The sequence below is a fragment of the Micromonospora sp. SH-82 genome, assembly GCF_051132485.1.
Taxonomy (GTDB): domain Bacteria; phylum Actinomycetota; class Actinomycetes; order Mycobacteriales; family Micromonosporaceae; genus Micromonospora.
Window position 1 is genome coordinate 3,580,750 of sequence record NZ_CP148049.1, and the last position, 25,630, is coordinate 3,606,379.

The 25,630-nt window shown below is 70.8% G+C and carries 20 protein-coding genes and 2 pseudogenes; 8 read left to right on the plus strand and 14 right to left on the minus strand.

What is annotated here, in order from left to right:
• Nucleotides 1-73: 73 nt before the first annotated feature.
• The 4 genes from fabI to WHN02_RS16265 all read left to right on the plus strand — a co-directional run bounded on the left by fabI (nt 74) and on the right by WHN02_RS16265 (nt 2,773).
• Nucleotides 74-913, plus strand: a complete 840-nt coding sequence (fabI, locus tag WHN02_RS16250; RefSeq protein WP_434739591.1) for an enoyl-ACP reductase FabI — start codon at nt 74-76, stop codon at nt 911-913.
• Entirely contained in the window at nt 913-1,386 is a 474-nt protein-coding gene (locus WHN02_RS16255; RefSeq protein WP_434739592.1) for a MaoC family dehydratase, read from the plus strand. The genes fabI and WHN02_RS16255 overlap by 1 nt, the downstream gene beginning before the upstream one ends.
• A 19-nt stretch (nt 1,387-1,405) precedes the next feature.
• Nucleotides 1,406-2,251 (plus strand): helix-turn-helix domain-containing protein, encoded by an 846-nt coding sequence (locus WHN02_RS16260; protein ID WP_434739593.1) that lies wholly within the window; start codon nt 1,406-1,408, stop codon nt 2,249-2,251.
• A gap of 96 nt (nt 2,252-2,347) precedes the next feature.
• Nucleotides 2,348-2,773 carry a hypothetical protein gene (locus tag WHN02_RS16265; protein WP_434739594.1) on the plus strand — a complete coding sequence of 142 codons (426 nt, stop codon included), beginning with the start codon at nt 2,348-2,350 and terminating at the stop codon, nt 2,771-2,773.
• Between the two features lie 110 nt (nt 2,774-2,883).
• Here WHN02_RS16265 and WHN02_RS16270 read toward each other — a convergent pair whose 3' ends face one another.
• Nucleotides 2,884-4,149, minus strand: coding sequence for a CobW family GTP-binding protein (locus WHN02_RS16270; protein ID WP_434739595.1), 1,266 nt, complete (start codon nt 4,147-4,149; stop codon nt 2,884-2,886).
• A 145-nt stretch (nt 4,150-4,294) separates the two neighbouring features.
• On the opposite strand from WHN02_RS16270, the gene rpmB reads away from it, so the two are divergent.
• The 3 genes from rpmB to rpsN are packed head-to-tail and all read left to right on the plus strand — an operon-like array spanning nt 4,295 to nt 5,005.
• Nucleotides 4,295-4,531, plus strand: coding sequence for a 50S ribosomal protein L28 (gene rpmB / locus WHN02_RS16275; protein WP_434739596.1), 237 nt, complete (start codon nt 4,295-4,297; stop codon nt 4,529-4,531).
• Entirely contained in the window at nt 4,531-4,698 is a 168-nt protein-coding gene (rpmG, locus tag WHN02_RS16280; RefSeq protein ID WP_434739597.1) for a 50S ribosomal protein L33, read from the plus strand. The genes rpmB and rpmG overlap by 1 nt, the downstream gene beginning before the upstream one ends.
• Nucleotide 4,699: 1 nt before the next feature.
• Nucleotides 4,700-5,005 carry a 30S ribosomal protein S14 gene (gene rpsN, locus WHN02_RS16285; protein WP_434739598.1) on the plus strand — a complete coding sequence of 102 codons (306 nt, stop codon included), beginning with the start codon at nt 4,700-4,702 and terminating at the stop codon, nt 5,003-5,005.
• A gap of 80 nt (nt 5,006-5,085) precedes the next feature.
• Here the strand turns inward: rpsN and WHN02_RS16290 are convergent.
• The 8 genes and pseudogenes from WHN02_RS16290 to WHN02_RS16325 form a co-directional block, all read right to left on the minus strand.
• Nucleotides 5,086-5,517, minus strand: a pseudogene (locus WHN02_RS16290) (cellulose binding domain-containing protein); the annotation flags it as partial.
• 36 nt (nt 5,518-5,553) lie between these two features.
• Nucleotides 5,554-7,419, minus strand: a pseudogene (locus tag WHN02_RS16295) (hypothetical protein); the annotation flags it as partial.
• 158 nt (nt 7,420-7,577) lie between these two features.
• Nucleotides 7,578-9,074, minus strand: a complete 1,497-nt coding sequence (locus WHN02_RS16300; protein ID WP_434739599.1) for a family 43 glycosylhydrolase — start codon at nt 9,072-9,074, stop codon at nt 7,578-7,580.
• A gap of 90 nt (nt 9,075-9,164) precedes the next feature.
• Nucleotides 9,165-10,631, minus strand: coding sequence for an RICIN domain-containing protein (locus tag WHN02_RS16305; RefSeq protein ID WP_434739600.1), 1,467 nt, complete (start codon nt 10,629-10,631; stop codon nt 9,165-9,167).
• A 65-nt stretch (nt 10,632-10,696) separates the two neighbouring features.
• Nucleotides 10,697-12,211 (minus strand): family 43 glycosylhydrolase, encoded by a 1,515-nt coding sequence (locus tag WHN02_RS16310; protein ID WP_434739601.1) that lies wholly within the window; start codon nt 12,209-12,211, stop codon nt 10,697-10,699.
• A 289-nt stretch (nt 12,212-12,500) separates the two neighbouring features.
• Complete coding sequence (locus WHN02_RS16315; RefSeq protein ID WP_434739602.1) at nt 12,501-13,130, minus strand: DUF1775 domain-containing protein; 630 nt, start codon at nt 13,128-13,130, stop codon at nt 12,501-12,503.
• Nucleotides 13,127-14,839 (minus strand): FixH family protein, encoded by a 1,713-nt coding sequence (locus WHN02_RS16320; protein ID WP_434739603.1) that lies wholly within the window; start codon nt 14,837-14,839, stop codon nt 13,127-13,129. Before WHN02_RS16320 ends, WHN02_RS16315 begins: the two co-directional genes overlap by 4 nt.
• Before the next feature lie 15 nt (nt 14,840-14,854).
• Nucleotides 14,855-15,568 (minus strand): YcnI family copper-binding membrane protein, encoded by a 714-nt coding sequence (locus WHN02_RS16325; RefSeq protein WP_434739604.1) that lies wholly within the window; start codon nt 15,566-15,568, stop codon nt 14,855-14,857.
• A gap of 178 nt (nt 15,569-15,746) precedes the next feature.
• On the opposite strand from WHN02_RS16325, the gene WHN02_RS16330 reads away from it, so the two are divergent.
• A complete protein-coding gene (locus WHN02_RS16330; RefSeq protein ID WP_434739605.1) occupies nt 15,747-16,484 on the plus strand; it encodes a class I SAM-dependent methyltransferase in 738 nt (245 codons plus the stop codon).
• 12 nt (nt 16,485-16,496) lie between these two features.
• Here WHN02_RS16330 and WHN02_RS16335 read toward each other — a convergent pair whose 3' ends face one another.
• The 5 genes from WHN02_RS16335 to WHN02_RS16355 form a co-directional block, all read right to left on the minus strand.
• Complete coding sequence (locus WHN02_RS16335; RefSeq protein WP_434739606.1) at nt 16,497-18,827, minus strand: beta-L-arabinofuranosidase domain-containing protein; 2,331 nt, start codon at nt 18,825-18,827, stop codon at nt 16,497-16,499.
• A gap of 85 nt (nt 18,828-18,912) precedes the next feature.
• On the minus strand, nt 18,913-20,241 hold the full coding sequence (locus WHN02_RS16340; RefSeq protein ID WP_434739607.1) for a cellulose binding domain-containing protein: 1,329 nt from the start codon (nt 20,239-20,241) through the stop codon (nt 18,913-18,915).
• 46 nt (nt 20,242-20,287) lie between these two features.
• Nucleotides 20,288-21,805 (minus strand): glycoside hydrolase family 27 protein, encoded by a 1,518-nt coding sequence (locus WHN02_RS16345; protein WP_434743973.1) that lies wholly within the window; start codon nt 21,803-21,805, stop codon nt 20,288-20,290.
• A gap of 166 nt (nt 21,806-21,971) precedes the next feature.
• Nucleotides 21,972-23,366, minus strand: a complete 1,395-nt coding sequence (locus tag WHN02_RS16350) for an AbfB domain-containing protein (RefSeq protein WP_434739608.1) — start codon at nt 23,364-23,366, stop codon at nt 21,972-21,974.
• Between the two features lie 53 nt (nt 23,367-23,419).
• Complete coding sequence (locus tag WHN02_RS16355) at nt 23,420-25,516, minus strand: family 43 glycosylhydrolase (RefSeq protein ID WP_434739609.1); 2,097 nt, start codon at nt 25,514-25,516, stop codon at nt 23,420-23,422.
• Nucleotides 25,517-25,630: the final 114 nt, after the last annotated feature.

Genomic DNA, 25,630 nt, shown 5'->3' on the forward strand with positions numbered 1-25,630 from the left:
GATGTGCTGGCACCGTGATGCGGGACTTCGATGGATCAGATCCCCGATCACCATTCGACCGACGGGAGTCGCCGTGTTGCTGGCCGGGAAAAAGCTGCTGATCACCGGTGTGCTGACGAAACGCTCCATCGCGTACGCCGCCGCGCAACTGGCCCAACAGGAGGGCGCGGAGGTGATTCTGACCAGTTTCGGCAGGGCGCTTCCCATCACCCGCCGGGTCGCCGAGGACCTGCCGAACCCCTGTGAGGTCTGGGAGCTCGACCTCACCCGACCCGAGCAGCTGGCATCCGTCGCCGATGCCCTGGACGCGAGATGGGGTTCGCTCGACGGTCTGCTGCACGCCGCCGCGTTCGCGCCCCCCACCGCGTTGGACGGCGGCTTCCTGCACACCTCGTGGGAGGACGTCGCCCGGGTGATGCAGGTGTCGACGTACTCCTTCCCGGCGCTCACCCGGGCCTGCGCCCCGTTGCTGGCCACGGCGGGTGGCGGTTCGGTGGTGGGACTCGACTTCGACGCGGGGCAGGCCTGGCCGGGGTACGACTGGATGGGGGTGGCGAAGGCCGGGCTGGAGAGCTGCTGCCGGTACCTTGCCCACGCCCTCGGTCCGCAGGGCACCCGGGTAAACCTGGTGGCCGCCGGCCCCCTGCGGACAGTGGCCGCCACCGCGATCGACTCCTTCGACGTCCTGCACGAGACCTGGACCCGACGGTCCCCGCTGCCGTGGGACTCGGTGGACGCGACGCCGGTGGGGCGGGCCGTCTGCGCCCTCTGGTCGGACTGGCTGCCGGCGGTCACCGGAGAGGTCCTCCACGTCGACGGGGGAGTGCACGCGGTGGCAGCCGCCGTACGCCGGGAGGCCGGCACCGGTCCGCAGTCGCGTACGGAGCGCGACGGCTCGACGGTGGTGTCCTGATGCGGCGGCTCTCCGGCCCCGACGCCCTGCCCGACCTGGAGGGTGCGGAGCTGGGGACGACAGGGTGGCGCGAGGTGGGTCCGGCGGCGGTGGCCGCGTTCGCCGAGGTGACCGGGGACCGGCAGTGGATCCACCTGGACGTCGTACGGGCTGCCGACGGGCCGTTCGGGGTTCCTGTCGTGCACGGTCTGCACCTGGTGGCGATGGTGCCGTCGATGGTCGACGAGGTGCTCGCCGTGGAGGGTGTCGACCACGTGCTCAACAAGGGTGTGGAGCGGGTGCGTTTCGCCGCTCCCGTGCCGGTGGGCGCCCGGGTCCGGGGGCGGGTGGAGGTGGTGTCGGCGCGGGTTCGGCCCCGGGGTTACTGGGAGGCGGTCCACCGGGTGCACGTCGAGCGGGACGGGATCGCGGAGCCGGTGTGCGCCGTGTCGGTCACGTACCTGTATCGAGAACGAGACCCGCGCGTTCGGTAGAGCTGCTACCTCTGAGGTAATGGACAGTAGGAAGTCGGTCACGCACGATGAGCTGATGACCGTCACCGTTACGAAACCTGCCGTCGGGGAGATGCTGCGGGACTGGCGCCGACGGCGACGACTCAGCCAGCTGGAGCTCTCCATCAGGGCCGACATCTCGACCCGACACCTCAGCTTCCTGGAGACCGGTCGGTCGACACCGAGCCGGGAGATGGTGTTGCAGCTGGCCGACCGTCTCGAACTGGCACTACGGGAACGCAACCGGTTGCTGCTGGCCGCCGGTTACGCTCCGGTCTACCCGGAGAACTCGCTCGACGCCCCGCCCATGAGCGCCGTCCGGTCCGCCATCCGTCAGGTGCTCAACGGGCACGAGCCGTACCCCGCGGTGGTGGTGGACCGGGCCTGGAACCTCGTCGACGCCAACGAGAGCCTCTCGGTCCTCACCGACCTGGTGGCCCCCTGGCTGCTCGCCCCCCCGGCGAACGTCCTGCGGGCGAGCCTGCACCCGGAGGGGTTGGCCCCGCACATCGTCAACCTCGGCGAGTGGCGGGCGCACCTGCTGCACCGACTGGGCAAGCAGGTCGAGTTCAGTGGTGACCCGGAGTTGGCGGTGCTGGAGGAGGAACTGCGCGGCTATCCGGGTGGCGAGTCCCATGGCGCGGGGCCGGCCGCGAACAGCATCGTGGTGCCGGCCCGAGTGCGACGGGAGGGCCGGGTGCTCAATCTCTTCACCACGGTGGCCACCTTCGGAACGCCGTTGGACGTGACCATTTCCGAGCTGTCGATCGAGTCATTCTACCCGGCCGACGAGGCTACTGCCCGAGAACTGAGAAGTCGGAGAACGCTTTCTCGCCAAATGGCGTAGACGGGTGAGAAGGGTCCTTCACCTCCCATTTCTCCAACGATTCCTTTATCTCTCAGGTAATCGACAGAGCGTAGGTCCTCCTGTCAATGTCGAGGTATGACTGAACAAGCCGCCGCCCTGAGTCGTGGCACCCTCGCAGACAGCTCCGAGAAGTTCCTCCGGTTGGCGTTGAAGCTCGACGCCGTCGTCACCGGGCTCAACGGCCTCGCGTACCTCGTGGCCGCGCCCCTGCTCGGTGACCTCTTCGACATGTCCACCGGGCTGCTTCGCGGGATCGGGATCTTCCTGACCGTGTTCGCCGCGGCGGTCTGGGTGGTCGGCACCAGGCCGGTGGTCAGCAGCGCCGGTGCGACGGCGGTGGTGGTGGTCAACGCCGTGTGGGTGGTGGCCAGTCTGGTCGCCGCGGTGGTCGGACTCGACGGCGCGTCGACCATCGCCCGGGTGTGGATGGTCATGCAGGCCGCCGTTGTCGGGCTCTTCGCCGTGTTGCAGATCGTCGGCCTGCGCAGGCAGCGGCCCTGACCTGATCTGCCGTCCGGGGCCGGAGGTCCCACCGGTCCGGACGGGGTGCGAGGAGGTGCCGATCCGGGTGTGGTCGTCGACGGTCCGGCCGCCGACGGCCACACCCGCGATCAGGACAGCGGGTCGGCGAGCGGGAAGCAGTCGTCGAACGGGTCCTCGTAGGTGCGCCAGGTCGCCTCGCCGTCGGCGAGTTCGGCGTCGGTGAGCAGGCAGTCGGCGAGGGTGCGGTGCACCTCGGCGGGGTCGAGGTCCACGCCGACGAAGACGAGGTGCTGGTGACGGTCCTCGTAGTAGGGGTCCCAGGTCAGCGCGGCGGCGAGTCGACGGTGGTCGGAGGCCCGCGCCCGGTGCCCGTCCGGGAGGGCGGCGAGCCACCGGCCGAGGCAGCCGAGGCGCAGCCCGCCTCCGGCGAACTCCCAGGCGACGACGGTGTCCGGTTGGCTGGCCAGCCAGAGGTGGCCCCGGGAACGGACGACCTCGGCGTTGACCTCTTCGAGTGCGTCGTGCAGCCGTCGGGGATGGAACGGTCGGCGGGCCCGGAACACCACCGAGACCACCCCGCAGTCGGGGTGCGGCTCGTGGACGCCGAGCAGGTGCCCCTCCAGTCCCCGGGCCAGTACGCCGGGGGTGCCGGGTCGGTGCCGACGGGTGCCACGCAGCGCCCGGGTCAGCGCGTCGGCGTCGACCAGGTCGCCGTCGAGGCGTACCTGGGTGGCCCAGGGGGTCATCCGGTGCAGCAGGACCGACAGTCGGCTGGTGTCGTACGCGCCGTCGCGGGACTGCCCCCACAGGACGAGGGTGTCGGCGTACTCGATCTGTCGGACGATGACGTCGGCGAGACCTCGGTCGTCGTCGGCGGCGGTCTGGATGCCGAGGGTCGCGAGGTCGTCGGTGCTGGCCAGGCCGTCGAGCAGGTGCTCGGCGTCGACGACCGTGACGTAGGAGTCGACGGACAGCAGGTCGGTGATCGGGGCGCCGTCGACGGGGCAGTGGGCGCACACGGCGGCGACGGCCTCGGGCTCGACCACCTCGGGCAGCATCAACAGCAGGTCCCGGTCGGGCCGGGTACGGGCCAGCCGGGCGAGGGTGGGCAGGACGTCCTCGCGGAGGGTGCAGGACACGCACCCGTGGTCCAGGTCGACCCGTTCGTCCTCGATCAGGCCCGCGGCGTCGCGCACGATCCGCTGCACCGTGCCCTCGCCGAGGCCGGTGAGGTCGTGTCGGACCAGCACGAGCGACGGGTCCGCCGCCAGTAGTCCTCGGGCGACGGCGTACGTCGCTGCCGGCCAGAAGCCGCTGAGCACGGTCAGCGACGGGCGGATGTCGGCCGCCGGGGTACGGGCGTCGGCCGGGGCGAGCGGAGACGTCGTCATCACAGTCCTCTCGACGCTTGTTGGAAACGGTTTTCATTCTAAGCACATCCCTGACGTGCGGCGACAGGCCCCCGGCGAGGGGCGGCGCGAGGGGTGGGTCAGAATGAAAACGATTGTCGTTACGACGAACTGATCGAAGGAGTGACCCGTGTCCCGACGCTGTGACGTCACCGGGGCGGAGCCGAGCTTCGGCAACGCCGTGTCCCACTCGCACCGGCGGACCCGCCGTCGGTGGAACCCCAACGTGCAGAGCCACCGCTTCTGGCTGCCTACCGAACGGCGCTGGGTGCGTCTGACCCTGACCGCGAAGGCCCTGAAGACGGTGGACCGCAGGGGCGTCGAGTCGGTCGTCGCGCAGCTGCGCGCGCGGGGGGTCCGGATCTGATGGCCCGGCAGACCGAACTGCGGCCGATCGTCCGCCTCCGTAGCACCGCCGGCACCGGTTACACCTACGTCACCCGCAAGAACCGTCGCAACGACCCCGACCGGTTGACCCTGCGTCGGTACGACCCGGTCGTCCGGCGGCACGTCGAGTTCCGCGAGGTGCGCTGAGGTGGCGCGTACGAGCCTGGTCAACAGGCAGGCCCGCCGGGCGGCCCTCGTCACCCGATACGCCGACCACCGCGCCGAGCTGAGGCGGGCCGTCGCCCACCCGGACACCGACCCGACCGTACGGGTGGCGGCAGTGGGTCGGCTGGCCCGCCTGCCCCGCGACTCCAGCCCGGTACGCCTGCGCAGCCGGGACCTCGTCGACGGGCGTCCACGGGGGATCCTCACCCGGTTCGGGCTGTCCCGGGTCCGGTTCCGGGAGATGGCACTGCGGGGCGAACTGCCGGGAGTCCGTAAGTCGTCCCGGTGACGAACCGGCCGGACGGGTCCCCGTGACGGCACACCCGTCGGTCCCGGCCACCCGGCGTGCCGCCGGGTGGCCGGGTTCGCCTACGAAATGCCGCAGGGTGTTCCGTTGAGGGTGAAGGAGCCGGGTCGGGCCGGGTTGCCGGTGTGGGTGGCCTGGTAGCCCAGGCCCACCGACGCCCCGGGGGCGATGGTGGCGTTGTAGGAGACGTTGCGGGCGGTGACGGCCCCGCTGGTGGGAGCGTAGGTGGCGTTCCAGCCGGAGGTGATGGCCTGTCCGGCGGGGAGGGTGAAGCCGAGCGACCACCCGTCGACGGCTGTGCTGCCGGTGTTGGTGACTGTGATGTTCGCGGTCAGGCCGGTGTTCCAGCTGTCGGCGGTGTAGTTGACCCGGCATCCCCCGGTGGTCGGTGGGGGAGTCGTCGGGGGAGCGGTGGTGGGCGGCGGGGTCGTCGGCGGGGCGGTGGGACCCGTGGTGGGGTACGTGATGTTCGGTCGCGGCGGCGGGGTCATGCCGGCGCCGAGGAAGTAGTCGAGGTGGTGGGACTGCATGTACCCCTTGAGGGTCATCGCGTTGCGGTAGGCGGGGTTGTGGGCGAGGGTGTACAGCCGGGTCGCGGTGGGCTGGTTGGTGGTGAAGACGACCAGCTCGTCGTAGGCGGCGTTGGTGTAGACCACCTCCTCCCGCCAGTCACCCATGATGTCCCCGACAAAGGTCGGGTTCGGTCCCCCGCTGGCGTTGACCGCACCGTGGTTCCAGGTGGCGACCAGCCGTGGCACGCTGTTGGTGGTGGTCGGGTTCGCCGGGTTCCACTTCTCGATCTTGCCGTCGTTGAGCAGCTCCATGGTCAGGTCCCCGTCCCACCAGAGACCGAGGTGGGGCCAGGGCCGCTTGGAGGTGTCCGGCTCGGCGAGCCGGTCGGTGGGGGCGTTGTAGAGCCCCGAGAAGGACCAGACCTCCATGCCGGGGTGGCGGGGGTCGATGTCCCCGGCCATCCCCCGGCCCACGTCGGCGGTCCCGGAGGCCCGGTGCTGCCAGATCATCTGCCCGGTGGCGGCGTCGTAGTAGTACTCTCGCAGGCCGTTGGGGTTGTCCTGCTGGACCCCGTACCCCTGGAGGCCGGGGCGGCTCGGGTCCATCTTGGCGATGTGGAACCGGTCCCCGTGCACGACGCCCTGACCGGCCAGGCTGTACCGCAGGGTGCCGTTGCCGTTGAGGACGAACCCGATCTCGGCGACCTCGTCCCGGCCGTCCCCGTCCACGTCGATGATGCGGGTGTTGTGGCCGTCGGGGGCGTTCTGCCCGCCGCGCAGCCACTTCCACTGCTGGGTGATGCCGCTGCCGGTGAACCGCCAGGCCGCCATCATCAGGTTGAAGCCCCCGTTGCCCACCCGGTTCTTCATGAAGGCCACCAGGCTGGGGTTGACCCCGTCGAGGTGCCCCACCCCGAACCGGGCGTACATCGGCCCGTCGGCGAGGTAGTCGGTGGGTATCTGGGCGGTGGCCCGGGGGGCCCCGGTGCGGCCGTCGAGGATCGCCACGTACTGGTGGTTGTTGTTGCTCTGGGTGAACCGGACCCCGTTGCCGAAGGTGACCCCGTTGGCGATCCGGACCGCCACCTCGGAGCGGCCGTCGCCGTCCAGGTCGTAGACGGTGACCCCGTCGTTGTGGCCGACGTTGACGGTCGCCGACCCGCCCTCGATGTTGTTCTGGTTCGTACTGTTCGGGCCCATGTCGACCTGCCAGAGGAACTGGCCGTTGCTGCGGTACGCCTCCAGCTTCTGGGGGGAGGTCTGCCGGTCCAGGACGTAGTCGTACTCCCCGTCCCCGTCGAGGTCACCGACCCAGACGAACTTGACCGGCCCCCCGGCCCGCAGGGGGACCCGGACCACCGGCTCCACCGCCCGGTTGGCGGTCAGGGTGAAGGCCCCGCTCGCGGCCTGCTCGGCACCGCCGACTACCGGACGGACCCGGTAGGTGTTGGCCCGGGCCGGGTCGGCGGTGGCGTCGACGAAGTTGGTGCCTCCGGTCAGCGCGCTCGGGTTCAGCTTCACCTCCGCCCCGCCGGCGGTGGACCGGTACACGTTGAAGCCGATGCCCGCCGGGTCCAGGCCCAGCAGACGCCAGCTCACCAGCACGGTGCTGGCGCTGGCGCGGACCGCCACCACCCCCCGACCGAGAGCCTCCATCCGGCGGGCGGCCTGCTGCGCCACCTGGGCGTCGCCGGCGACCGCCGCCGGTCCGGCCTGATTGTTCGTCGTCAGGGCGACGGAGGCGAAACTCGCCGTCGCGGTGAGCACGGTCGCCGCGACGGCGGCCGTGGCCACGAGTGTGAATCGTTTCAAAGCTGCTCCTGAGGGATGTACTGACCGGGACGGGTCAGGGCAGGGGATTCGGCCGGTGCGAGCTGACGACATCGGTGTCGCGGGGCGAGGCTCGGTGGTCACCGGGTTGATGAACGGCGGTGGTGTGCTGTGGTCCGGGCCTGTCCCGACCCCGACCGAAGCCGGGGCCGGGACAGATGTTGATCGATATGCTGCCACAGCGGCCGATCAGGTGGAACGTTTCACAGTGGTCATTCCAGATGGAAGGTGGCGCTGGCCCGTTCGGCGGTGCTGCTCACCGCCTCCAGGTGCAGCAGCCCGTCCCGGTGCCGCAGGTACCGACCTGGGAAGTTCTGCGACTCCAGGGAGACCCCGGCGCTGGCGGCCAGACCGGCCCGGCGGTGGAAGCTGGCGTCGCCGTCGAAGACCGCCGACCCGTCGTCGCGCTCCACGTAGAGGGCGAAGCCCCGGTGCCGCAGGTAGTAGCCGGGGAAGTTGGTCGACTCCAGGGAGATGGTCCCCGATCCGGTCAGCCCGGTCACGATCCGGAACTGCGAGTCCGCCAGGTTGGTCACGTTCGACTCGACCCGCGCCCGGTGGTCCCAGTGCCGGATGTAGCCGGCGGTCAGGTCGTGCGAGCGCAGCCGTACCGGGGTGGCCCCGTCGGGCACCGGGATGCCGAAGTTCGGGGTGCCGTCGGGGTTCCAGTACAGCTTCTGGATCCGGGTACGCCGGTTGGGGTCGTTCAGGGGGTCACCGGTGATGTCCCGGTAGTTGCGGTCGTGGTAGACGAGGATGTCGCTCTGCCCGTCCTCGGAGACGGTGAAGGAGTTGTGCCCGGGTCCCCACTGGCCGGTGGCGGCGTTGCTGGCGAAGACCGGGGTGGGGCTCTTGCTCCAGGCGGCCGGGTCGAGCAGGTTCGCGCTCAGGGAGGCGGTCAGCATCCCCAGGCAGTAGTTGGCGTCGGTGGCGCTCGCCGAGTAGGTCAGGAAGATCCGTCCGTTGCGTTGGATCACCGTCGGGCCCTCGGCCACCTTGAACCCCCGGGTCTCCCAGTCCAGGGTCGGTGTCACCAGCCGGGTCACCGTTCCGGTGATCTGCCAGGGGTTGGCCCCCATCCGGGCGAGGTAGACGTTGGTGTTGGTGGCGATGCCGGGCTCCTGCTGGGCCCAGGTCAGGTACCGGACCCCGTTGGCGACGAAGGTGGAGGCGTCCAGGCTGAAGGTGTCCCAGGGGGTGGTGATCCGGCCGCGTTCGGTCCAGGATCCGGTCAGCGGGTTGGCGGCGGTGGTCTCCAGGACGTACATCCGGATCCGCCAGATGTCGTCGCTGCGACCGGCGGCGAAGTAGACGTACCACTTGCCGTTTATGAAGTGGATCTCGGGCGCCCAGATGTGGGCGGCCATCTCCCCGCTGGTGTGGCGACGCCAGATCGTCGTCTCCGGTGCCGTGGCGAGCCCGGCCAGCGTGGTCGCGCGGCGCAACACGATCCGGTCGTACTGCGGCACGGTCGCCGTCAGATAGTAGTAGCCGTCGGTGTGCTTGACGATGTGCGGGTCGGCCCGCTGGTTGACCAGCGGGTTGGAGTAGTTCACCGCCGGGGCGGCCTGGGCGGGTCCGGCCGCCGGTAGTCCGGCCGCGACGGCGAGGACCACCAGGATCCCGGCCAGCATCGACCGCAGACCGGCGCGCGCCGGAGGGCCGGTGCCCTCGGTGGCCCGGGTGGGGGGTGGAGCGGATGGCAGCATGTCGTCTCCTCCGGGTGCGGAAGGTGCCCCTGCGACCCGATCCGGAGCGCTGGGGACCTTCCGCACACTTCTCTCGGGGTGGTCGGTCGGTCAGTGGACGTAGGGCCAGCCGGCGGCGTCGTACCCGAGCCTGTTGATCCCCAGTAGGGACACGCCGTTGTCGGCGTAGTAGTGGTAGAAGAGGTGGTCCCCGTCGGTGTCGGCGAGCACCGCCTGGTGACCGGGGCCGTTGATGCCGCCGTGCGAGGCGAGGATCTGGGTGCCGCCGCCGGAGCGCATGTCCCGCCCGGCCCGGTCCAGGAAGGGCCCGGTGGGGGTGGTGGAGCGCCCCACCATCACCCGGTAGGTGCTGGCGGCCCCCTGGCAACAGTGGTCGAAGGAGACGTACAGGTACCACCACGAGCCCCGCTTCACCAGGACGGGCGCCTCGATGCCGGGGCCGTAGTTCGCCAGGCTGTGCAGGGTGGTGCCGAGTCGCTTACCGGTGGCCGGGTCGATCTGGATCATCTTGATCCCGGTCCAGAAGGATCCGAAGCTCAACCACCACCGGCCCTGGTCGTCGACGGCGAGGTGGGGGTCGATCGCGTTGTGGTCGTTGGCGGGCTGCGACTCGATGACCAGGCCCTCGTTGGTCCAGCTCCCCGAGGCCCCGGTGGTGCTGGTGGCGAGGAAGATGGCCGACCGGTTCGACCCGAAGGTCGAGGCCGAGTAGTACAACAGGTAACGGCCGTTGCGGTACGACAGGTCCGGCGCCCACAGGTTCCGTGACCCGCCCGTGTAGGTGGTGGTCCACGGGGCGCCGTTGGGGAACACCGCCCCCGCGTTGCGCCAGGCGATCCGGTCGGTGGAGGTCTTCAGGGCGACCCCGTTGCCGGTGTGGGCCAGCAGGTAGCCATTGTCGGGGCGCTTGACCACCGTCGGGTCGTGCACCCCGGTGTCCCCGGTGACCCGGCTGGGCTGGGGGTGCGCGGCCGGCGGGTTGCCCGTGGGCGGGTTTCCCGCTCCGAGCCGGATGAGCTGCCACTGTTGGTTGGCGCCGTCGAGGTTCTGGTAGGCGACCAGGGATGCGCCGTCGGCCGTGGACCAGCCGGAGAGGTCGACGACTTTGTTGCTGTGTCGGTTGACGAGGCGGACGTGGCCGCCGGGGGAGTCCTGGAGGCGGAAGTGTTGGGTGGTGGCCCCGGTGTCGGTGTTCTGGACGAGTCGGGTGCCGTCGGTGGTGCCGGGGAGGTCGAGGACTTTGCCGCTGTGTCGGGAGCGGATCTTGTAGTGGCCGTTTCCGGCGTCGAGGAACTGCCACTGTTGGACGGCGAGGTCGTTGCGGGTCCACTGGTTGACCGGCGCGTTGTCGGCGGTGGACCACCCCTGGAGGTCCATCGCCTTGCCGCTGTGCCGGTTCACCAGCACGTAGCTGCTGCCCGGGTCGACGGTCGCCGCCTCGGCCTCGGATACCACCAGGAGGCCGGTGCCCAGCACCGTCGCGGCGACGGCGGTGGCGGCCAGCCGCCACCCACGCCACCGTGCGCCGGCCCGGGGTCTTGTCTGTGTTCTCGTCATGAGCTGTCCTCGGCTGTCTGTCGTCGGTCGTGGCCTGCGGGCACCGCTGACCGGATGGGGGTGCCCTACTCGCCGGAGGGCACCGGGAGGGCGGTACCGAGCCGGACCGGGGTACCGAAGTTGGGGCTGCCGTCGGCGTTCCAGGTGAACTTCTGGGCCCGGGTGGACCGGTTCATGTCGCAGCCCCCGCCGGCCGAGTCGTTGGCGTGGTAGACGATCCAGTCCTCGGTGCCGTCGGGGGACTTGAAGAAGCCGTTGTGTCCCGGGGCGAAGACCCCGTTGGCGTCACTGCGCTGGAACACCGGCTCCGACCTCTTCGTCCAGTGGGCCGGGTTGAGCGGGTCGCTGCCGGTGAGGGTGAGCAGGCCCAGCTTGTAGTCCGGGCCCCAGCAGGCACTCGCCGAATAGACGATCATCGTCCGCCCGTTGCGGTACAGCGGCTCGGGGCCCTCGGCCACCGGGTGGGTCTGCCGCTCCCAGGCCAGGGTGGGGGAGCTGAGCCGGACCCGGCTCCCCGACAGGGTCCAGGGGTTGCTCATCGGTGTGATGAAGAGGCTCTGCCCGTAACTGCCACCGGCGTTGTAGGTGCCCAGCAGGTACAGCCGGTTGTTGACCGTGAGGATGCTGGCGTCGAGCTGCCAGTCGGCCCCGAGGTCGGCCTTGAAGGTGTACGGACCCATCGGGTCGGTGCCGGCGCTCTCCAGGACGTGCAGCCGCTGGGTCGGGTTGAAGTCGGCGACGTTCTGCCCGGCCGTGTAGTAGAAGTACCAGCGGGGGCCGTTGGGGCCGTTGATCAGGTGGAACTCGGGGGCCCACATGTTGCAGCAGCCGTTCGGGCGCCCCGCCAGGTTGAAGATCACCTGTTCGGGGGCGGTGGCCAGGCCACCCAGGGTGGCCGAGCGGCGCATGGTGATCGTCGAGTTCCAGGTGGTGGTGGCCAGGTAGTAGAAGCCGTTGTGCTGGGTCAGCCAGGGGTCCGGGCCGTTGCGCTTGATCGGGTTGACGAAGGTCCGCGGCGGGTTGCCGGTGTCGATGCGGACGAGTTGCCACTGTTGGTTGGTGGCGTCGAGGTTCTGGTAGGCGGCGAGGGTGGCGCCGTCGGTGGTGGACCAGTTCCAGAGGTCGACGACTTTGTTGCTGTGTCGGTTGACGAGGCGGACGTGGCCGCCGGGGGAGTCCTGGAGGCGGAAGTGTTGGGTGGTGGTTCCGGTGTCGGTGTTCTGGACGAGTCGGGTTCCGTCTGTGGTGCCGGGGAGGTCGAGGACCTTGCCGCTGTGTCGGGAGCGGATCTTGTAGTGGCCGTTCCCGGCGTCGAGGAACTGCCACTGCTGGACGGCGAGGTCGTTGCGGGTCCATTGGTTGACGGGTGCGCTGTCGGCGGTGGACCACTCGTGGACGTCGATGGCTTTGCCGCTGTGTCGGTTGATCATCACGTAGGTGCCGTTGGTGTCGACGGTCGCCGCGTACGCGGCGGGTGCCGCCAGGACGCCGGCGCCCACGACCGCTGCGACGACGGCGGCGGTCAGCCGTCGGCCGCGCCACCGTGCACCGGTTCGGAGTGACCCCTGTGAGAGGTGCATGACCCTCCTCTGTCTCGCCGGTGTGCGCGGGACCGCACGAGCCGGAGGGCGCCCGTGGTCGCGGTGCTGTGAACGTATCGACACGCGTCGTGCGGACGGTGCAAGGGTGTCGAGCAGGCCCGCGACGGTGCCGCCCAGATCTGATTCACACGCCTGTAACACATCGATGTTCTCGTTCACATGGGTGTCTGTCAATATCTAAGATCGATAGTTTCGCGGTCTTCCGACGCGGGTCCCGTCCTCCGGCGACTGCCTGGGGTATCCGTCGCAGGGACACCCCGGGCAGCCGTCAGGGGGTGCGCCGTAGCCGGTGGCGGGTGAGCACGAAACCTCCACCAGCAGCGAGGACCACGAATCCGGCGAGCACGGACAGGGCCTGGCCCAGCGATGCTCCGCCACCCTGCCCCGGGCTCGCACCGTCGGCGGCGGAGACCCCCTCCGGCTCGGGCGGGGCGGCCAGGACGGCTGCGGTGGCCACCAACCGGGGTGCCGGATGGTCACTGTCGGCCGTCAGGTCGATCCAGTCGTACGAGCCGCCGTCGGCGCAGCGTTGCAGCACCGGGAACTGCAGGGTGTCACCCGGCCGCCCCACGAGGCGGGCCGTCACCCCCACCTCGGCGGTCTCCAGACCTGGCCCGGCGAAGGTGACCCGGTTGCCGGTGACCGACCCCGACCAGCCCGAAGGTGCGACGGTGTCGGTCACCGTCACCCCCTCCGGCAGGGCCACCACCAGCTCCGTTGTGGGCGATCCGTCACAGCTGTGGTCGAAGGCGAAGGTCAACGTGGCGGAGCCGTCCCCGTTGGGCTGCGCCCCGGTCACCTCGACGTGGGCGGCGGCAGGGCCGGCCCCCACCACCAGGCAGGCGAGCACTCCGGCCACCGCCGCACCCACCGTCCTGAGCCACTGGACCGTACTCATTCGATCTCCACCTCGAACCGGGCCACCGGATTGTCGTACTTGGACGTCCGTACGCTCACCTGGACCACCCAGGACCCGGCGAGGGGCAGGTCGATCGAGGCCTCGTACCGGCCCGGACCGGTGTTCGCCAGGGACCGCTCCAACGGACCCACCTCCATCGCCGGCAACGTCACCGTCAGCCGGGGTTCGGCGACCGGGACCACGGGCTGACCGGCGGCGTCGAGAAGTTCCAGCTCCATCGCGTTGACTCCGGTCCGGCCCGGGGTGAGCCGGGCCAGGATCCGTCCCTGCCCCAGCGGCACCTCGACGGACAGCGGACCGGTCTCGGCCGGAGCCGACGCCCCGGGTCGTTTGGTCGGCTCGACGACCGGGCTCTGGGTGACCAGGAAACCGGTGGCGGCGACGACTGCGACGAGCAGTCCTGCCTCGAAGCGGACACTGCGTCGTAGCAGTCGCCACGCAGTCGAGGCGTCCACCTCGCTCTCGGTCGCCGACACCCGGGGCACCAGCCGGAACCGGTTGTGCGCGGCGAGGGTGAGTACCACCAGGGTCAGGCCGACCTTGGCGAGCAGGGCCACTCCGTACGCCGTGCCGGTGAGCGCCTCCACCGAGCCCAGGATGCGCCACCCCAGCAGCGCCCCGGCGACACCGAGCAGGGCGACCAGCACGGCGGCGGCCCGGGAGAAGGCCGACACGGTACGTGCCGCCGCCCCGGGCGGCAGGTCGGCCGAGCGGGCCAGGGTCCAGCTGAGCGCCACCAACCCGCCCAGCCACACCCCTGCCGTGGCCACGTGCAGGATGTCGGCCGCGACGACCAGCCACCCCGGCCCGTAGGTGCGGGTGTGCCCGACCAGGGCGACCGCCCCCCAGGCGAGGGCGACCCCGGCGAAGGCCGGGGCGGTCAGCACCGTCCTCCCGGTGGCAGCGGACCCCAGGGCGACGGCCAGTCCGAGGACCACCAACAGGGAACTCAGGGCCTCCTCCGAGGTGAGGCCGGCCCGCCACAGGGCACCGTCTACCAGGCCGCCCAGGCCCCGGCCCTCCTGCCAGGCCGGGACCGTCGGTACCAGGAGCAGCCGGGCCAGCAGGGTCACGCCCGCGGCGACTCCGGCGATCCGCAGCAGTCGCCGCCGCAGCAGGGGCGCCTCGCCGCGCAACAGGACGAGCAGGAAGACCACCAGCCCCGCGCTGACCAGCAGGCCGAGGTAGGAGATCCCCTCAGCGGCCTGCCGGGTGACGTCCAGGGCGACGGTCGGCCGGTTCTCCGGCACGGGTACCACAGCGCTGTCGCTCGGGGCCCCGACGGCGAAGCTCAGGCCTCCGGAGACCGGGTGGCTGTCGGCCGAGATGACCCGGAAGGTCACGATGTAGGTGCCCTCGGCCAGGTCCGGTGGGACGCTGAGGACCACCGTCGTGTCCACCGAACGTGCGTCGGCGGAGACCTCCGTACCGGCGGCGTCGAGCAGCCGGACCCCGCCGGGGCGTACCGAGACCGGCTCGTTGAAGGTCAGGGTGACCTGCTCCGGGGTGGTCGCCAGCACCGCACCGTCGGTCGGGTCGGTGCCCAGCAGGACGGCGTGGGCGGCGGCCGGTGCCGCCGGAATGAGAGCGGCCAGCAGGCCGAGCAGGCCGGCGAGCACGGTGGACACCGTCCACCGAGCCCACCGGCCCGACCCGGAGCGCGCCGCCGCGACGCTGCGCGACCTCACCTGCGCCATCGGGCGTCAGGCAGCCTTGCGGGTACGCGCCAGCGCCAACCCGCCCAACCCCAGGCCGAGGGCGCCGAGGACCAGGGCGATCCAGCCGACCACCCCGGTACCGCCGCTGGCGGAATCCTCGGAGTCCTGGCTCACCTGCTGGGCGGCGGGCTGCACCGCGCCGTCGGCGTTCCCGGCCGGCGCGGTCAGGGTGAACTTCGGTGCCGGGTAGTCCAGGGCGTCGGCGTCCTGGCCCTCGGCGGCGACCTCCACCCAGGCGGCCTCACCCTGCTCGCAGGTCTGGACCGTGGGGAAGACCAGGGTCTCACCGGCGGCGTCCGGCAGCTTCAGGGACAGCTCGAAAGTGTCCCGCAGGTCGCTCGGCAGAGGGGTCTTCGCGGTGTAGACCACCTCGGAGACCCGCTGGGTGATCTCGTTGCCGTGACTGTCCTTGACCGGCGGGGTCAGGGCCGTCGTGACCTTCTCCACGGTCCAGTTCGGATTCACGGTCGGGGTGACCGAGACGATCTGGTCGGGCATCTTGATGGAGACCTTGGTGGTGGCGGAGGCGTCGCAGCCGTGCGGTACCCCGAAGGTCAGCACCGTGTAGGCGTTCGCGGTGGTGACCGAGGGGGTGACCCCGACGTGGGCGGCGGCCGGGGCCGCGGCCAGGGCGACCGAGGCGGCGACGAAGACTCCGACCGCACCGACCCGGGCGACGCGGCGACGTGACTGGCTCATCGTGGGACTACCTTTCAGGGGATGGTGCCGCGACGTCGCCGCGGCTCCTCACAAACTTCTGGTCGGATGCCACTGCGGTCTGGTTCCCGCAGTTTCCCGGCGATCCGATCGGGCCGCCTGCCGACCGTCCGAGCAACCGCGTTGCGCCCCGGCACGCAGCCGTGCCAGCCTGACCGCCGTGACCGAGCTGACCGAGGTGTTCTGGCGAGCCCACCACGACCTGCCCCGCGAGGCGCCCGGGTCCGAGGAGACCACCCGGCTCCTCCTGCGGCTCGCCGGCGCCCTTCCCGAGGCCCCCACCGTTCTCGACGTGGGCTGCGGCACCGGCCCGGCCACGGTGCTCCTGACCCAGCTCACCGGCGGCCGGGTCACCGGGGTCGACCTGCACCTGCCCTTCCTGCAGGCGCTCACCGAGCGGGCCCGGCGGGCCGGGGTCGCCGACCGGGTCACCACGGTGAACGCCTCGATGACGCAGTTGCCGGTCGCCCCCGGCTCCGTCGACCTGCTCTGGGCCGAGGGCTCCGCGTACGTCATGGGGTTCGATGCCGCCCTGACCGCCTGGCGGCCCCTGCTCACCCCGAACGGGGTCCTGGTCCTGACCGAGGCGGAGTGGACGACCCCGGACCCCGCCCCGGCGGCCCGGGAGTTCTGGACGGCCGGGTACCCGGCGATGCGCAGCACCGCCGGGAACGTCGAGGCCGCCCAGCGGGCCGGGTGGACCGTCTGCGCCGGCTACCTCCTGCCCGACTCCGACTGGGACGACTACTACGGCCCCCTGGCCGACCGGATCGAGCAGCTACGCCGGGAGGGGACACCGGCGGAGCTGCTCGCCGCCGTGGGGGAGGAGATCGAGCTGCGCGCGGCCCACGGCCGGGACTACGGCTACACCGGCTACGTCCTGCGTCCCCGCACCTGACCGCCCCCGGGCTCAGGTGAGGCGGACCAGCCGCCACCGGTTGTCGGGGCTGCCGTCGTCGGAGGTCTGGACGGCCTGGGCACCCCAGGCGGTGCTGGCGCCCAGCACCCCGAGCACCTTCCCGCTGTGCACGTTGCGGATCCGGTGGGTGCCGTCGCCGTTGTCCAGCAGGGTCCACCGGTGGTCGGCGGTGCCGGTGTCGGACCACTGGAGGACCCGGGCGTTGTCGGCGGTGGACATGTCCTGGACGCCCAGCACCTTGCCGCTGTTGACGTTGCGGAACCGGACCGCGCTCCCGTCGGGCACCGTCACCCAGCGGTGGTCGGCGGTGCCGGTGTCCCCCCAGAGCACGGCGAGCCCACCGTCGGCGGTGGACATGTCCTGCACCCCGAGGACCAGACCGGTGGCGGCGTTTGTCAGCTTGTAGGTGGCCCCGGCCGACCCGCCGGTGTTCCAGTACACCGTGTAGTTGAACCCGTGGGCCTCGTGGAACGGGCCGAGGGGGACCGTGTCCCCGTTGGCGGTGGCGGTGAAGGCCAGGGCGGTGCCGCTGGTCCGGGTGATCGAGGCGACGGTCAGGGCCGGCAGGGCGGTCAGTGTGGTGTTGCCGTAGTTTCCGGCGAGCACCGCCGGCCCGTAGGTGACGGCCTGGACGGCGGGGTTGTCGTTGGCGGCCTGCATGATCACCCGCATGGGGAGCCGGACGGTGAGGGTGTCCCCGGCGGCCCAGGTCCGGGTGAGGGTGGCGTAGCTGCCGGGGGTGGCGGCGACGTTCTGCACCTGGCCGTTGACGGTGAGGGTGGCCCCGGAGGTCCAGGCGGGGATCCGGACCCGGATGCCCCAGGACCCGCTCATGGAGCCGCCCAGGGTCAGGGTGGTGGTGTCCCCGACCGGGTAGCTGGTGGTCTGGGTGACGGTGATGCCCCGCTGGGACCAGGTCAGCACCGAGGGGACGAAGAGGTTCACCGTCAGGGTGTCGCCGTTGTGGAAGTAGATGGAGTCCATCAACTTGGTGTTGGCCTCGATGCCGGTGCCCTGGCAGCACCAGAAGGAGGCGTAGTCGGTGCTCCAGGTGCCTCCGCCCCAGGCCGGGCCCACCCCGCGTCGGCCACCGGGCCGCAGGGGGGTGAAGTAGGTGACGTGGCCGTGCGGGTCGGCCGGGTTCTGGGCACCGACGACGTGGTTGAGCAGGGCGCGTTCGTAGTAGTCGACGTAGGGGACCCGGTTGGGGTCGATCAGCCACAGCTCCCGGGTCAGCCGGAGCATGTTGTGGGTGTTGCAGTGCTCGCAGGTGTCGTTGGTGAGGTAGCCGGCGATGGCGTTCGGGGGTCGGAAGTGCTCAGCCTGACTGTTGCCGCCGACGGCGTAGGTGTGGGCGTTGACGGTCATCGTCCAGGCGTTGGCGGCGATGTCCCGGTATCGGGTGGTGCCTGTCGCCTTGTACTCCCGGGCGGCCCCGATCCACTTGGGTACCTGGGTGTTCGCGTGCAGCCCGTTGAGCTGGTCGGTGTTGGCGGCCAGGGGGTTGAACACGGCGGCGTGGTCGAACCGTTGGGCGGTGGCGAGCCAGCGGGAGTCCCCGGTCTGCTGGTAGATGTCGGTCAGGACGGCGTTCATCCCGCCGAACTCGGTACCCAGCATGGCCTGCATCTGGCTGGTCGTGAGCCGGGCGGTACGGGCGTCCACCCACCCGGCCAACGCCAGCAGGACCGTCCGGGCCTGGGTGTTGCCGAGGTACCGCCACACGTCCAGCAGACCGACCAGGGTCTTGTCGATGCAGTAGTAGGGCACGTTGCCGTTGCTGAGGGTGCGGTTCTCCAGGGCGGTGAACTCCGACTCCGGGAAACCGGAGAGGTAACCGGTGCCGAATCCGGCGGCCGGGTTGTTGGCCTGGCACCGGGCCAACTCGGCGACCATGCGGTTGGCCCTGTCCCGGCAGACGGTGTCGCCGAGCACCGCGTACGCCTGGGCCCAGGCGGTGAGGAAGTGCCCCTGTACGTGGGTGCGGAAGGGGAAGGTGGGGGCGTCCCATCCCCCGTTCGGGGTCGCCCCGTTGGTGGAGAGCCGGTGGTTGGCCCGGAAGTTGTACAGCAGCCGCTCGGTGTCGACGAACCGGAGGTAGTTCAGGGTGCGGTTCTGGTTGTCCAGGAACCGTCCGGCGGTGAGGCGTACCTGACCCAGGTCGAAGGGGTGGGCGGAGACCCCGAGGTCGGGTCGGGCCGGGGGAAGGACGGCTGCCGTCGCCGGGGTCACCCCGACCAGGGTGCCGCCGGTGGTCGACAGCAGGGCGCCACCGGCGGCGGCCTGGATGAGACGGCGACGGCTCAGCGGGTGTGGTGACATGGGGACCTCCGGACCGGGGACGGGACGGGTGGACCTGGGCCGGTGCCCGGGGTGCGAGGAGACCGCCCCCGGGCACCGGTCGTGGTCAGGCGGTGGTGCAGGTGGCGCCGTTGAGGGTGAAGGCGGTGGGCTTGGCGGTGTTGCCGTTGTGGTTGGCCTGGAACCCGATGCCGACGGAGGCTCCGGGGGCGATGGCGGCGTTGTAGCCGACGTTGCGGGCGGTCACCTGGCCGGAGGCGGGGGAGAAGGTGGCGTTCCAGCCGGAGGTGATGCTCTGCCCGCCGGGCAGGGTGAAGCCGAGGGTCCAGCCGTTGACCGAGGTGGTGCCGGTGTTGGTGATGGTGAGGTCCGCGGTCAGGCCGGTGTTCCAGGAGTTGACCGTGGCGGCCACCCGGCAGGCACCCCCGCCGGTGGGTGGCGCAGTGGTCGGGGTCGGCGGCGGGGTGGTCGGGTTCGGGGTGGGGTTGCTGCCGCCGAACTGGGTGAAGAAGCGCCAGGTCTCCGCCGGCAGCCAGGTCCGTGAACCGCTGTCCCCGGGGGCCCCGTCCTGGGGCGCGGCGATGTGCCCCTCGTCGAAGGCGGCCCACACCACGGGGTACCCGGCCGCGCAGCCGGAGTAGGCGGTGCTGCGGTGGGTCAGGCTGCCCTGGGCGGGCTCGGGCGGGTTCTGGGCGGTGCAGCCGTTGTTCCGGACGAACCGGTCCCGCAGGGTGCGGCCCCCGGAGATGCCGAGGACGTTGTCGCGAATGCCGTGGGCCCCGAAGTAGGCGATCCGTCCGTTGCCGCCGCTGCACCCGCTGATCTGTCCACCGGCGTAGACCGCTACCGCCCGGAAGACGTCCGGTCGGGCGCAGGCCACCGCATAGCTCATGCCCCCGCCCCAGCTGAAGCCGAGGGCGAAGCGTTGGGCGGTGTCCACGCAGAGGTCGTTCTCGATCTGTCGGAGCATGTCGTCGACGAAGGTGACGTCCTGACCGCCGGTGTTCACCCAGCCGTTGTCGATCCCCTGGGGGGCCACGAAGATGGTGCTGTCGTTCGCCAGCCGACGCAGCCCGTAGTACGACCACACGTCCCGCTGCACGGTCTGCCCGGTGTCCACGTCGACGGCGGTGCCGCCGCGCCAGTGGAAGCCGAAGACGATCCGGTACGGGTTGGAGTTCTGGTAGCCCTCCGGGATGCGCAGGATGTAGCTGCGGCTCCTGCCGTTGCTGGTGATGGTGCGGGTTCCGCTGGTCAGGGTCGGGTTCCTACCGCAGCCGGGGCTGGCGGCCAGGGTGCCGACGTCCGCGGCGGCCGGGGCGGCGTCGGCGGCGGCCGGGGCGGCGTCGGTACGGGCCAGCACGGTGCCGACCATCGTCACCAGCAGGAGCGCGGCGGTGGCCAGCGGGCCGACGACACGTCGTCGTCTCATCATCGGATCACGTCCTCGGTCGGGTGTGCGCGGCGCCGGCTACGGGGGTTCACGCCCGGCTCCAGCGCTGGTTGGCGTTGCCGTGGCAGGACCAGACGATCACCGCAGTGCCGTTGGCGGTGCCCCCGTTGTCGACGTCCAGGCAGAGGTTCGGGAAGCGGACGTTCCCGACGGTGCCGTTGCCGTTGAGGGTCCACTGCTGGTGGGTGCCGCCGTTGCAGTCCCAGATCCGGACCCGGGTCCCGTTGGCCGCGTTGGTCGGGACCTCCAGGCACTTGCCGAGGATCCGCAGGCTCTGACCGCTCTGGGTGATCTGCTGGTTGGGGTTGCCGTGGCAGTCCCAGACCAGTGCTGCGGTGCCGTTGGCGGTGTTGGAGTCGTCCAGGTCCAGGCAGCGTCCGGCGGACTCGCTGCGCAGCCGGAAGGTGGTGGGGGTCGGTGGGTCGGTGGTGCCGCCGCCGCTGATCCGGTACACCACCGTGCCGTGCGCCGGGACGCTCGCCGAGATGGCACCGGTGGTGGTGGAGGTGGTGTTGGTCCAGGCGTCGCGCAGGGTGAAGGAACTACCGGTCTTGCCGACCGCCGCCGCGGTGGTGGAGATGGTGGTGGTGGCGTTGCCCTGGTTGAACAGGGCCACCGCCACGTCGCCGTTCGCCAGCCGCTTGGCCAGGACCCGCCGGGTGGCGTCCCCGGCGACCTGGACGGCCTGGCGGCCGAGGGTGTCCTGGTTGATGGCGATGAGCTGTTGGTTGCGCAGGATGGTCAGGGTCGCGGCGCTCGCCGAACGGAGGTCGTTGCCCATCATCAGGGGGGCCGCCATCATCGACCAGAGGGCGAAGTGGCTGCGCATCTCGGTGTCGGTCATGCCCCCGTTGCCGACCTCCAGCATGTCCGGGTCGTTGAACCCGCCGGGGGCGGCGTACCCGGCCAGGGGCACGTTGACGTCGACGATGTTCTGGATGCCCATCGGGTACCCGTTGGTCTGGCCGGTGTTCCACGCGTTGGTGATGTCCTCGGTGGTCCGCCAGAGGTTCGCCACGTCGCTCCAGTTGCGCTGCGGCCCGGTCTTCTCGTGGATGCTGTTGGAGTTGATGCTGTACACGATCGGCCGGCCGGTGGCGGCGAGGGCGTCCCGCATGATGCCGAAGCGCGCCACCTGGTCGTTGATGGTCCCGGTGGGGGAGCACCAGTCGTACTTGAGGTAGTCCACGCCCCAGGCGGCGAACTGCCGGGCGTCCTGCTGCTCGTGCCCGAGGCTGCCGGTGGAGCCGGGGAACGAGTCGAAGTACTGGGCGCAGGTCTGGTCCAGGGGTCCCTGGTAGATGCCGAAGAGCAGGCCCCGGGAGTGCAGGTAGTCCCCGAGGGCCTTCATTCCGCTGGGGAACCGTTGGGGGTGGGCCTGGAGGTTGCCCTGGGCGTCGCGGTCCGGGTTGAACCAGCAGTCGTCCACGACGACGTACTTGTAGCCGAGGTCCCGCAGGCCCTGGCTGACCATCGCGTCGGCGGTCTGCCGGATGAGGGTCTCGTTGATGTTGCACCCGAAGGTGTTCCAGGTGTTCCAGCCCATCGGTGGGGTCCGGGCCACCCCGTTGTTCAGCGCCTCGGCCGGGCGGGGGGCGACGGCCCCGTCGACGAGGGTGCCGGCCAGGGCCAGGGTCAGGACGGCCAGGATCGCTGTCGGCCAGGTCTTCCTTCTTCGCACTGTGTTCCTCCTGCCGGTGGATCGGGTGGGGCTACGGGGTGATCCGGAAGGTGGCGTCCTGCCGGTCGGTGGCGCTGGACGAGGCGCTCAGGGGGTCGATGCGCAGCAGGTAGCCCGCGTGGCGCAGGTACCGGTCGGGCACGTTGTGGGACCGCAACGAGGTCCACGAGGAGTCGGCCAACCCGGGGGTCCGGTGGAAGGTCGCGTCCGCCCGGAACTGGGCGGTGTTGTTGTTCGCCGCCAACCGGACGGCGTAGTCGACGTGCCGCAGGAAGCTCCCCGGCCGGTTCACCGACTCGAAGGACACCCCGGCGGAGTCGGCCAACCCGGGCACCATCCGCCACATCTGGTCCTGGTACGGGTCGAAGGGGTACGCGTCGAGCCGCCCCACCCCGTCGAGGTGGCGTACGTACCGGTCGGGGAAGTTGGAGGACTTGAGCCGTACCCAGTTCGGGGTGCCCCACCGGCTGACCGCCCCGGCGTACTCGGCCTCGGTGATGCCGAGGATCGACCCGTGCTTGGCGTTCAACGGCGGGGTGTAGTCCCGCTGGTTGAGCACCGACCAGGCGTTGGCGGTGATGTTGGTGGTGGACCAGGCGTAGTAGTCGGCGTTGACCGGGATGAAGGAGTCCCCCCACAGGTACCAGCCGTTGCCGTCGTTGCGCTTGACCAGCAGGGGGGCTTCCATGGCGTCGCCCTGCCGCAGCGCTGAGGTGTAGGTGGTGAAGCTGTTCGGAGCCCCGGTCGAGGAGCGGGCTCCGTACAGGTTCCCGTTGGCGAGGTTCTTGTAGTACAGGTAGGTGGTCCCGCCGTCGACCACGATGTCGCCGTCCAGGATCCCGAATCCGGGGTTGAAGTACACCTGGGGGGAGCTGACCGACTGGAAGTCGGAGGTGTAGTTGACCTGGAAGACGTCTCCGCTGCTGGTGTTGCAGGAGTAGACGATGCCGTACTGGCCCCGGGCGGCGTCCCAGAAGACGGTGGGCGCCCAGGTGTGGGCGTTGGTCAGGGTGTGCATCCGCAGTCGGCGGTACCCGGTGAAGCTGGTCAGGTTCGTCGAGTCCCACACGTGCAGGTACTGGCTGACCGCACCGAAGTTGGTGCCGCGCAGGTCGGTGGCGATCACGACGAAGGTGCCGTCCTGCTTGCGGAAGACGAAGGGGTCCCGCAACCCCTGCTGGCCCGCGGTGGGGGTGACCACCGGGTTGTTCTGGTTGAGCGGGGTCCAGTTCAGACCGTCGCGGCTGACGGCCAGGTGCAGGCCGTAGTCCGCCCCGACGAAGTTGGGGGACTCGGTGAAGTAGGTCATCACGTACCCGGTGTAGGTGGCGGCCGAGGCGGCCCCGGGGGTGAGGGTCAGTCCGGTGGCGGTGGCCGCGCCGGTGGCGACCACCCCCAGCGTGAAGGCACGTCGGGTCAGGGGCATGAGTCTCGACCTTTCGGTGGTGGTGGTGCCGGAGGAACCAGGTGGGACCGAGCTCAGGGGGTGGTCAGGTCGAATCGGCGGACGGTGACCGCCCCGCCGAGGGACCGGGTGGCGTAGTTGAAGATCCCGAACCGGTAGCCCATGAAGAACTGCCAGGCGTTGTTCAACGTGAATGCCGGCCCCAGGGTCGTGAAGTTCACCCCGTCCGTGCTGTACGAGAAGCGCGCCTGCCGGCCGGATCCGGGCCGGATGTCGGCGTTGACCCGTAGCCAGATCCGGGTGCCCGAGACGGCGGCGCTCGCCGACTCGACCCCGGTGCCCGTGGTGTTCCAGTTGCTGTCCATGGTCAGGCCGGTGGTCGTCACCACCCGGGTCGTCCCGTTGTCCCGCTTGAGGCCGATCCAGGCCGAGGAGTCCCGGAGCATGGCGAGCCCGGCCCGGTCCCCGTCGGCCATGCCCGAGTGGTCCAGGTCGATGGTGGCGGTGGAGGTGGGACCCTGGATCCGGTGGGTGAGGGTGTTGCGGGCCGAGTACAGGTCACCTGTGACCGTCGCGGTCTGCAACCGCAGGCCGTTGGCGAAGCCGTACCGGCTGGTGTCGGGGTTGTGGTTCCACTCCCAGCGGTGGCCGAGGGTGGGGCCGGGGAAGGTCTCGGCCCCGGTCATCGGGGCGACGGTCCGGGTGGTGGTGATGTCGGGCCTCGGGTAGGTGGCCCCCCACCGGCCGTTGACGGTCTGGACGCTGGGCCACCCGTCGGCCGACCAGTTCAGCGGGGCCAGGGTGGGCATCCGTCCACCGGGGTAGGCGTCGGTGAAGGCCATGTAGTACCAGGCACCGTTCTGGGTCTGGACGATCCCGCCCTGGTGGGGCACCCCGCCACCGGAGATCGGACCGGGCAGGTCGAGCAGCACCTGACGCTGCTCGTACGGGCCCCAGGGGCTGGTCGAGCGGAGCACGTACTGGCCGTTGGCGGGTCGGGTCAGCCAGATGTAGTAGTAGCCGCCCCGCTTGTACATCCGGGCCCCCTCCAGGGTGCCGATGCTCGACGGGGTCTGGTAGACCTGCTGCGTCCGGACCTGGGAGGTCAGGTCGGGGGAGAGCTGGGCGACGCTGATGGTGCCGTTGCCGTAGGCCACGTACGGGGTGTCGTCGGTGTCGAAGAGCAGCCCGGCGTCGTAGTAGCAGGGCAGCTGCGCCCGCTTGCTCCAGGTACCGTCCACCGCCGTGGCGGTGTAGAGGTAGGAGCGGTTGAACTCCACGCAGCCCAGCCAGTAGTAGGTGCCGTTGCGGGGCCGGTGGTTCAGGGTGGAGGCCCAGATGCCCTTGACGTAGGCCCGGCCCCCGCTCATGTCGTACCGGGCCGAGTCGAAGTCCAGCCTCGGCACCGAGTGGCCGGCGTACTCCCAGTTCACCAGGTCGTAGGAGCGCAGGATCGGGGCGCCGGGGGAGTAGTGCATGGTCGAGGCCGAGTAGTAGTAGGCGTCACCGACCCGGATGATGTCCCCGTCGGCGAAGTCCTGCCACACCACCGGGTTGGTGAACGTCTGCCCGCTGCCGGGAGGGGTGGTGGGGGTGGCGCCGTCGACCCGGACCAGCTGCCACTGCTGGTTGGCGCCGTTCCAGTCGGCGTACTGCACGATGTTGGCACCGTCGGTGGTCGCGGCGTTCTGGACCTCCAGGGTCTTGCTGCTGTTGCGGTTGATCAGCCGGACGTACCCGTCGGTCGAGTCGGCGAGGCGGAACTGTTGGGCGGTGCCGTTGTTGTCGCCCCATTGGACGATCGCGGCCCCGTCGGTGGTGGCGGAGTTCTGGACCTGGAGGACCTTGCCGGAGTGGCGGGACTTCAGCCGGTAGTGGCCGGAGCCGGAGTCGACGAACTGCCACTGTTGGTTGGCCGCGGTTCCCCGGGTCCACTGGGTGATCCGGGCGCCGTCGCCGGTGGCGAAGTTGTACAGGTCGAGGGCCTTGCCGCTGTTGCGGTTGAGCAGGACGTACCAGGCGGTGGTGTCGACGGTGGCCGCGGAGGCGGCCGGGGCGGCGACGACGGCCGTGACTCCTGCGGCCAGCAGGGTGGTCGCCACCACCAGGACCACCGACCACCCTCGGCGGCGGTGGCGGGGCGACAGGGTTCCCACACCGGTGTCGAACATGTCTCTCCCTGGGTCGAAGGCCACCGGCCAGGTCCGTGATCGGCCGGGTGGTGCGCAGGACGGAGGGGGCCGGTGGCGGGTACCCGGACCGCCGACGCCGGCCCGGGCCGGCGA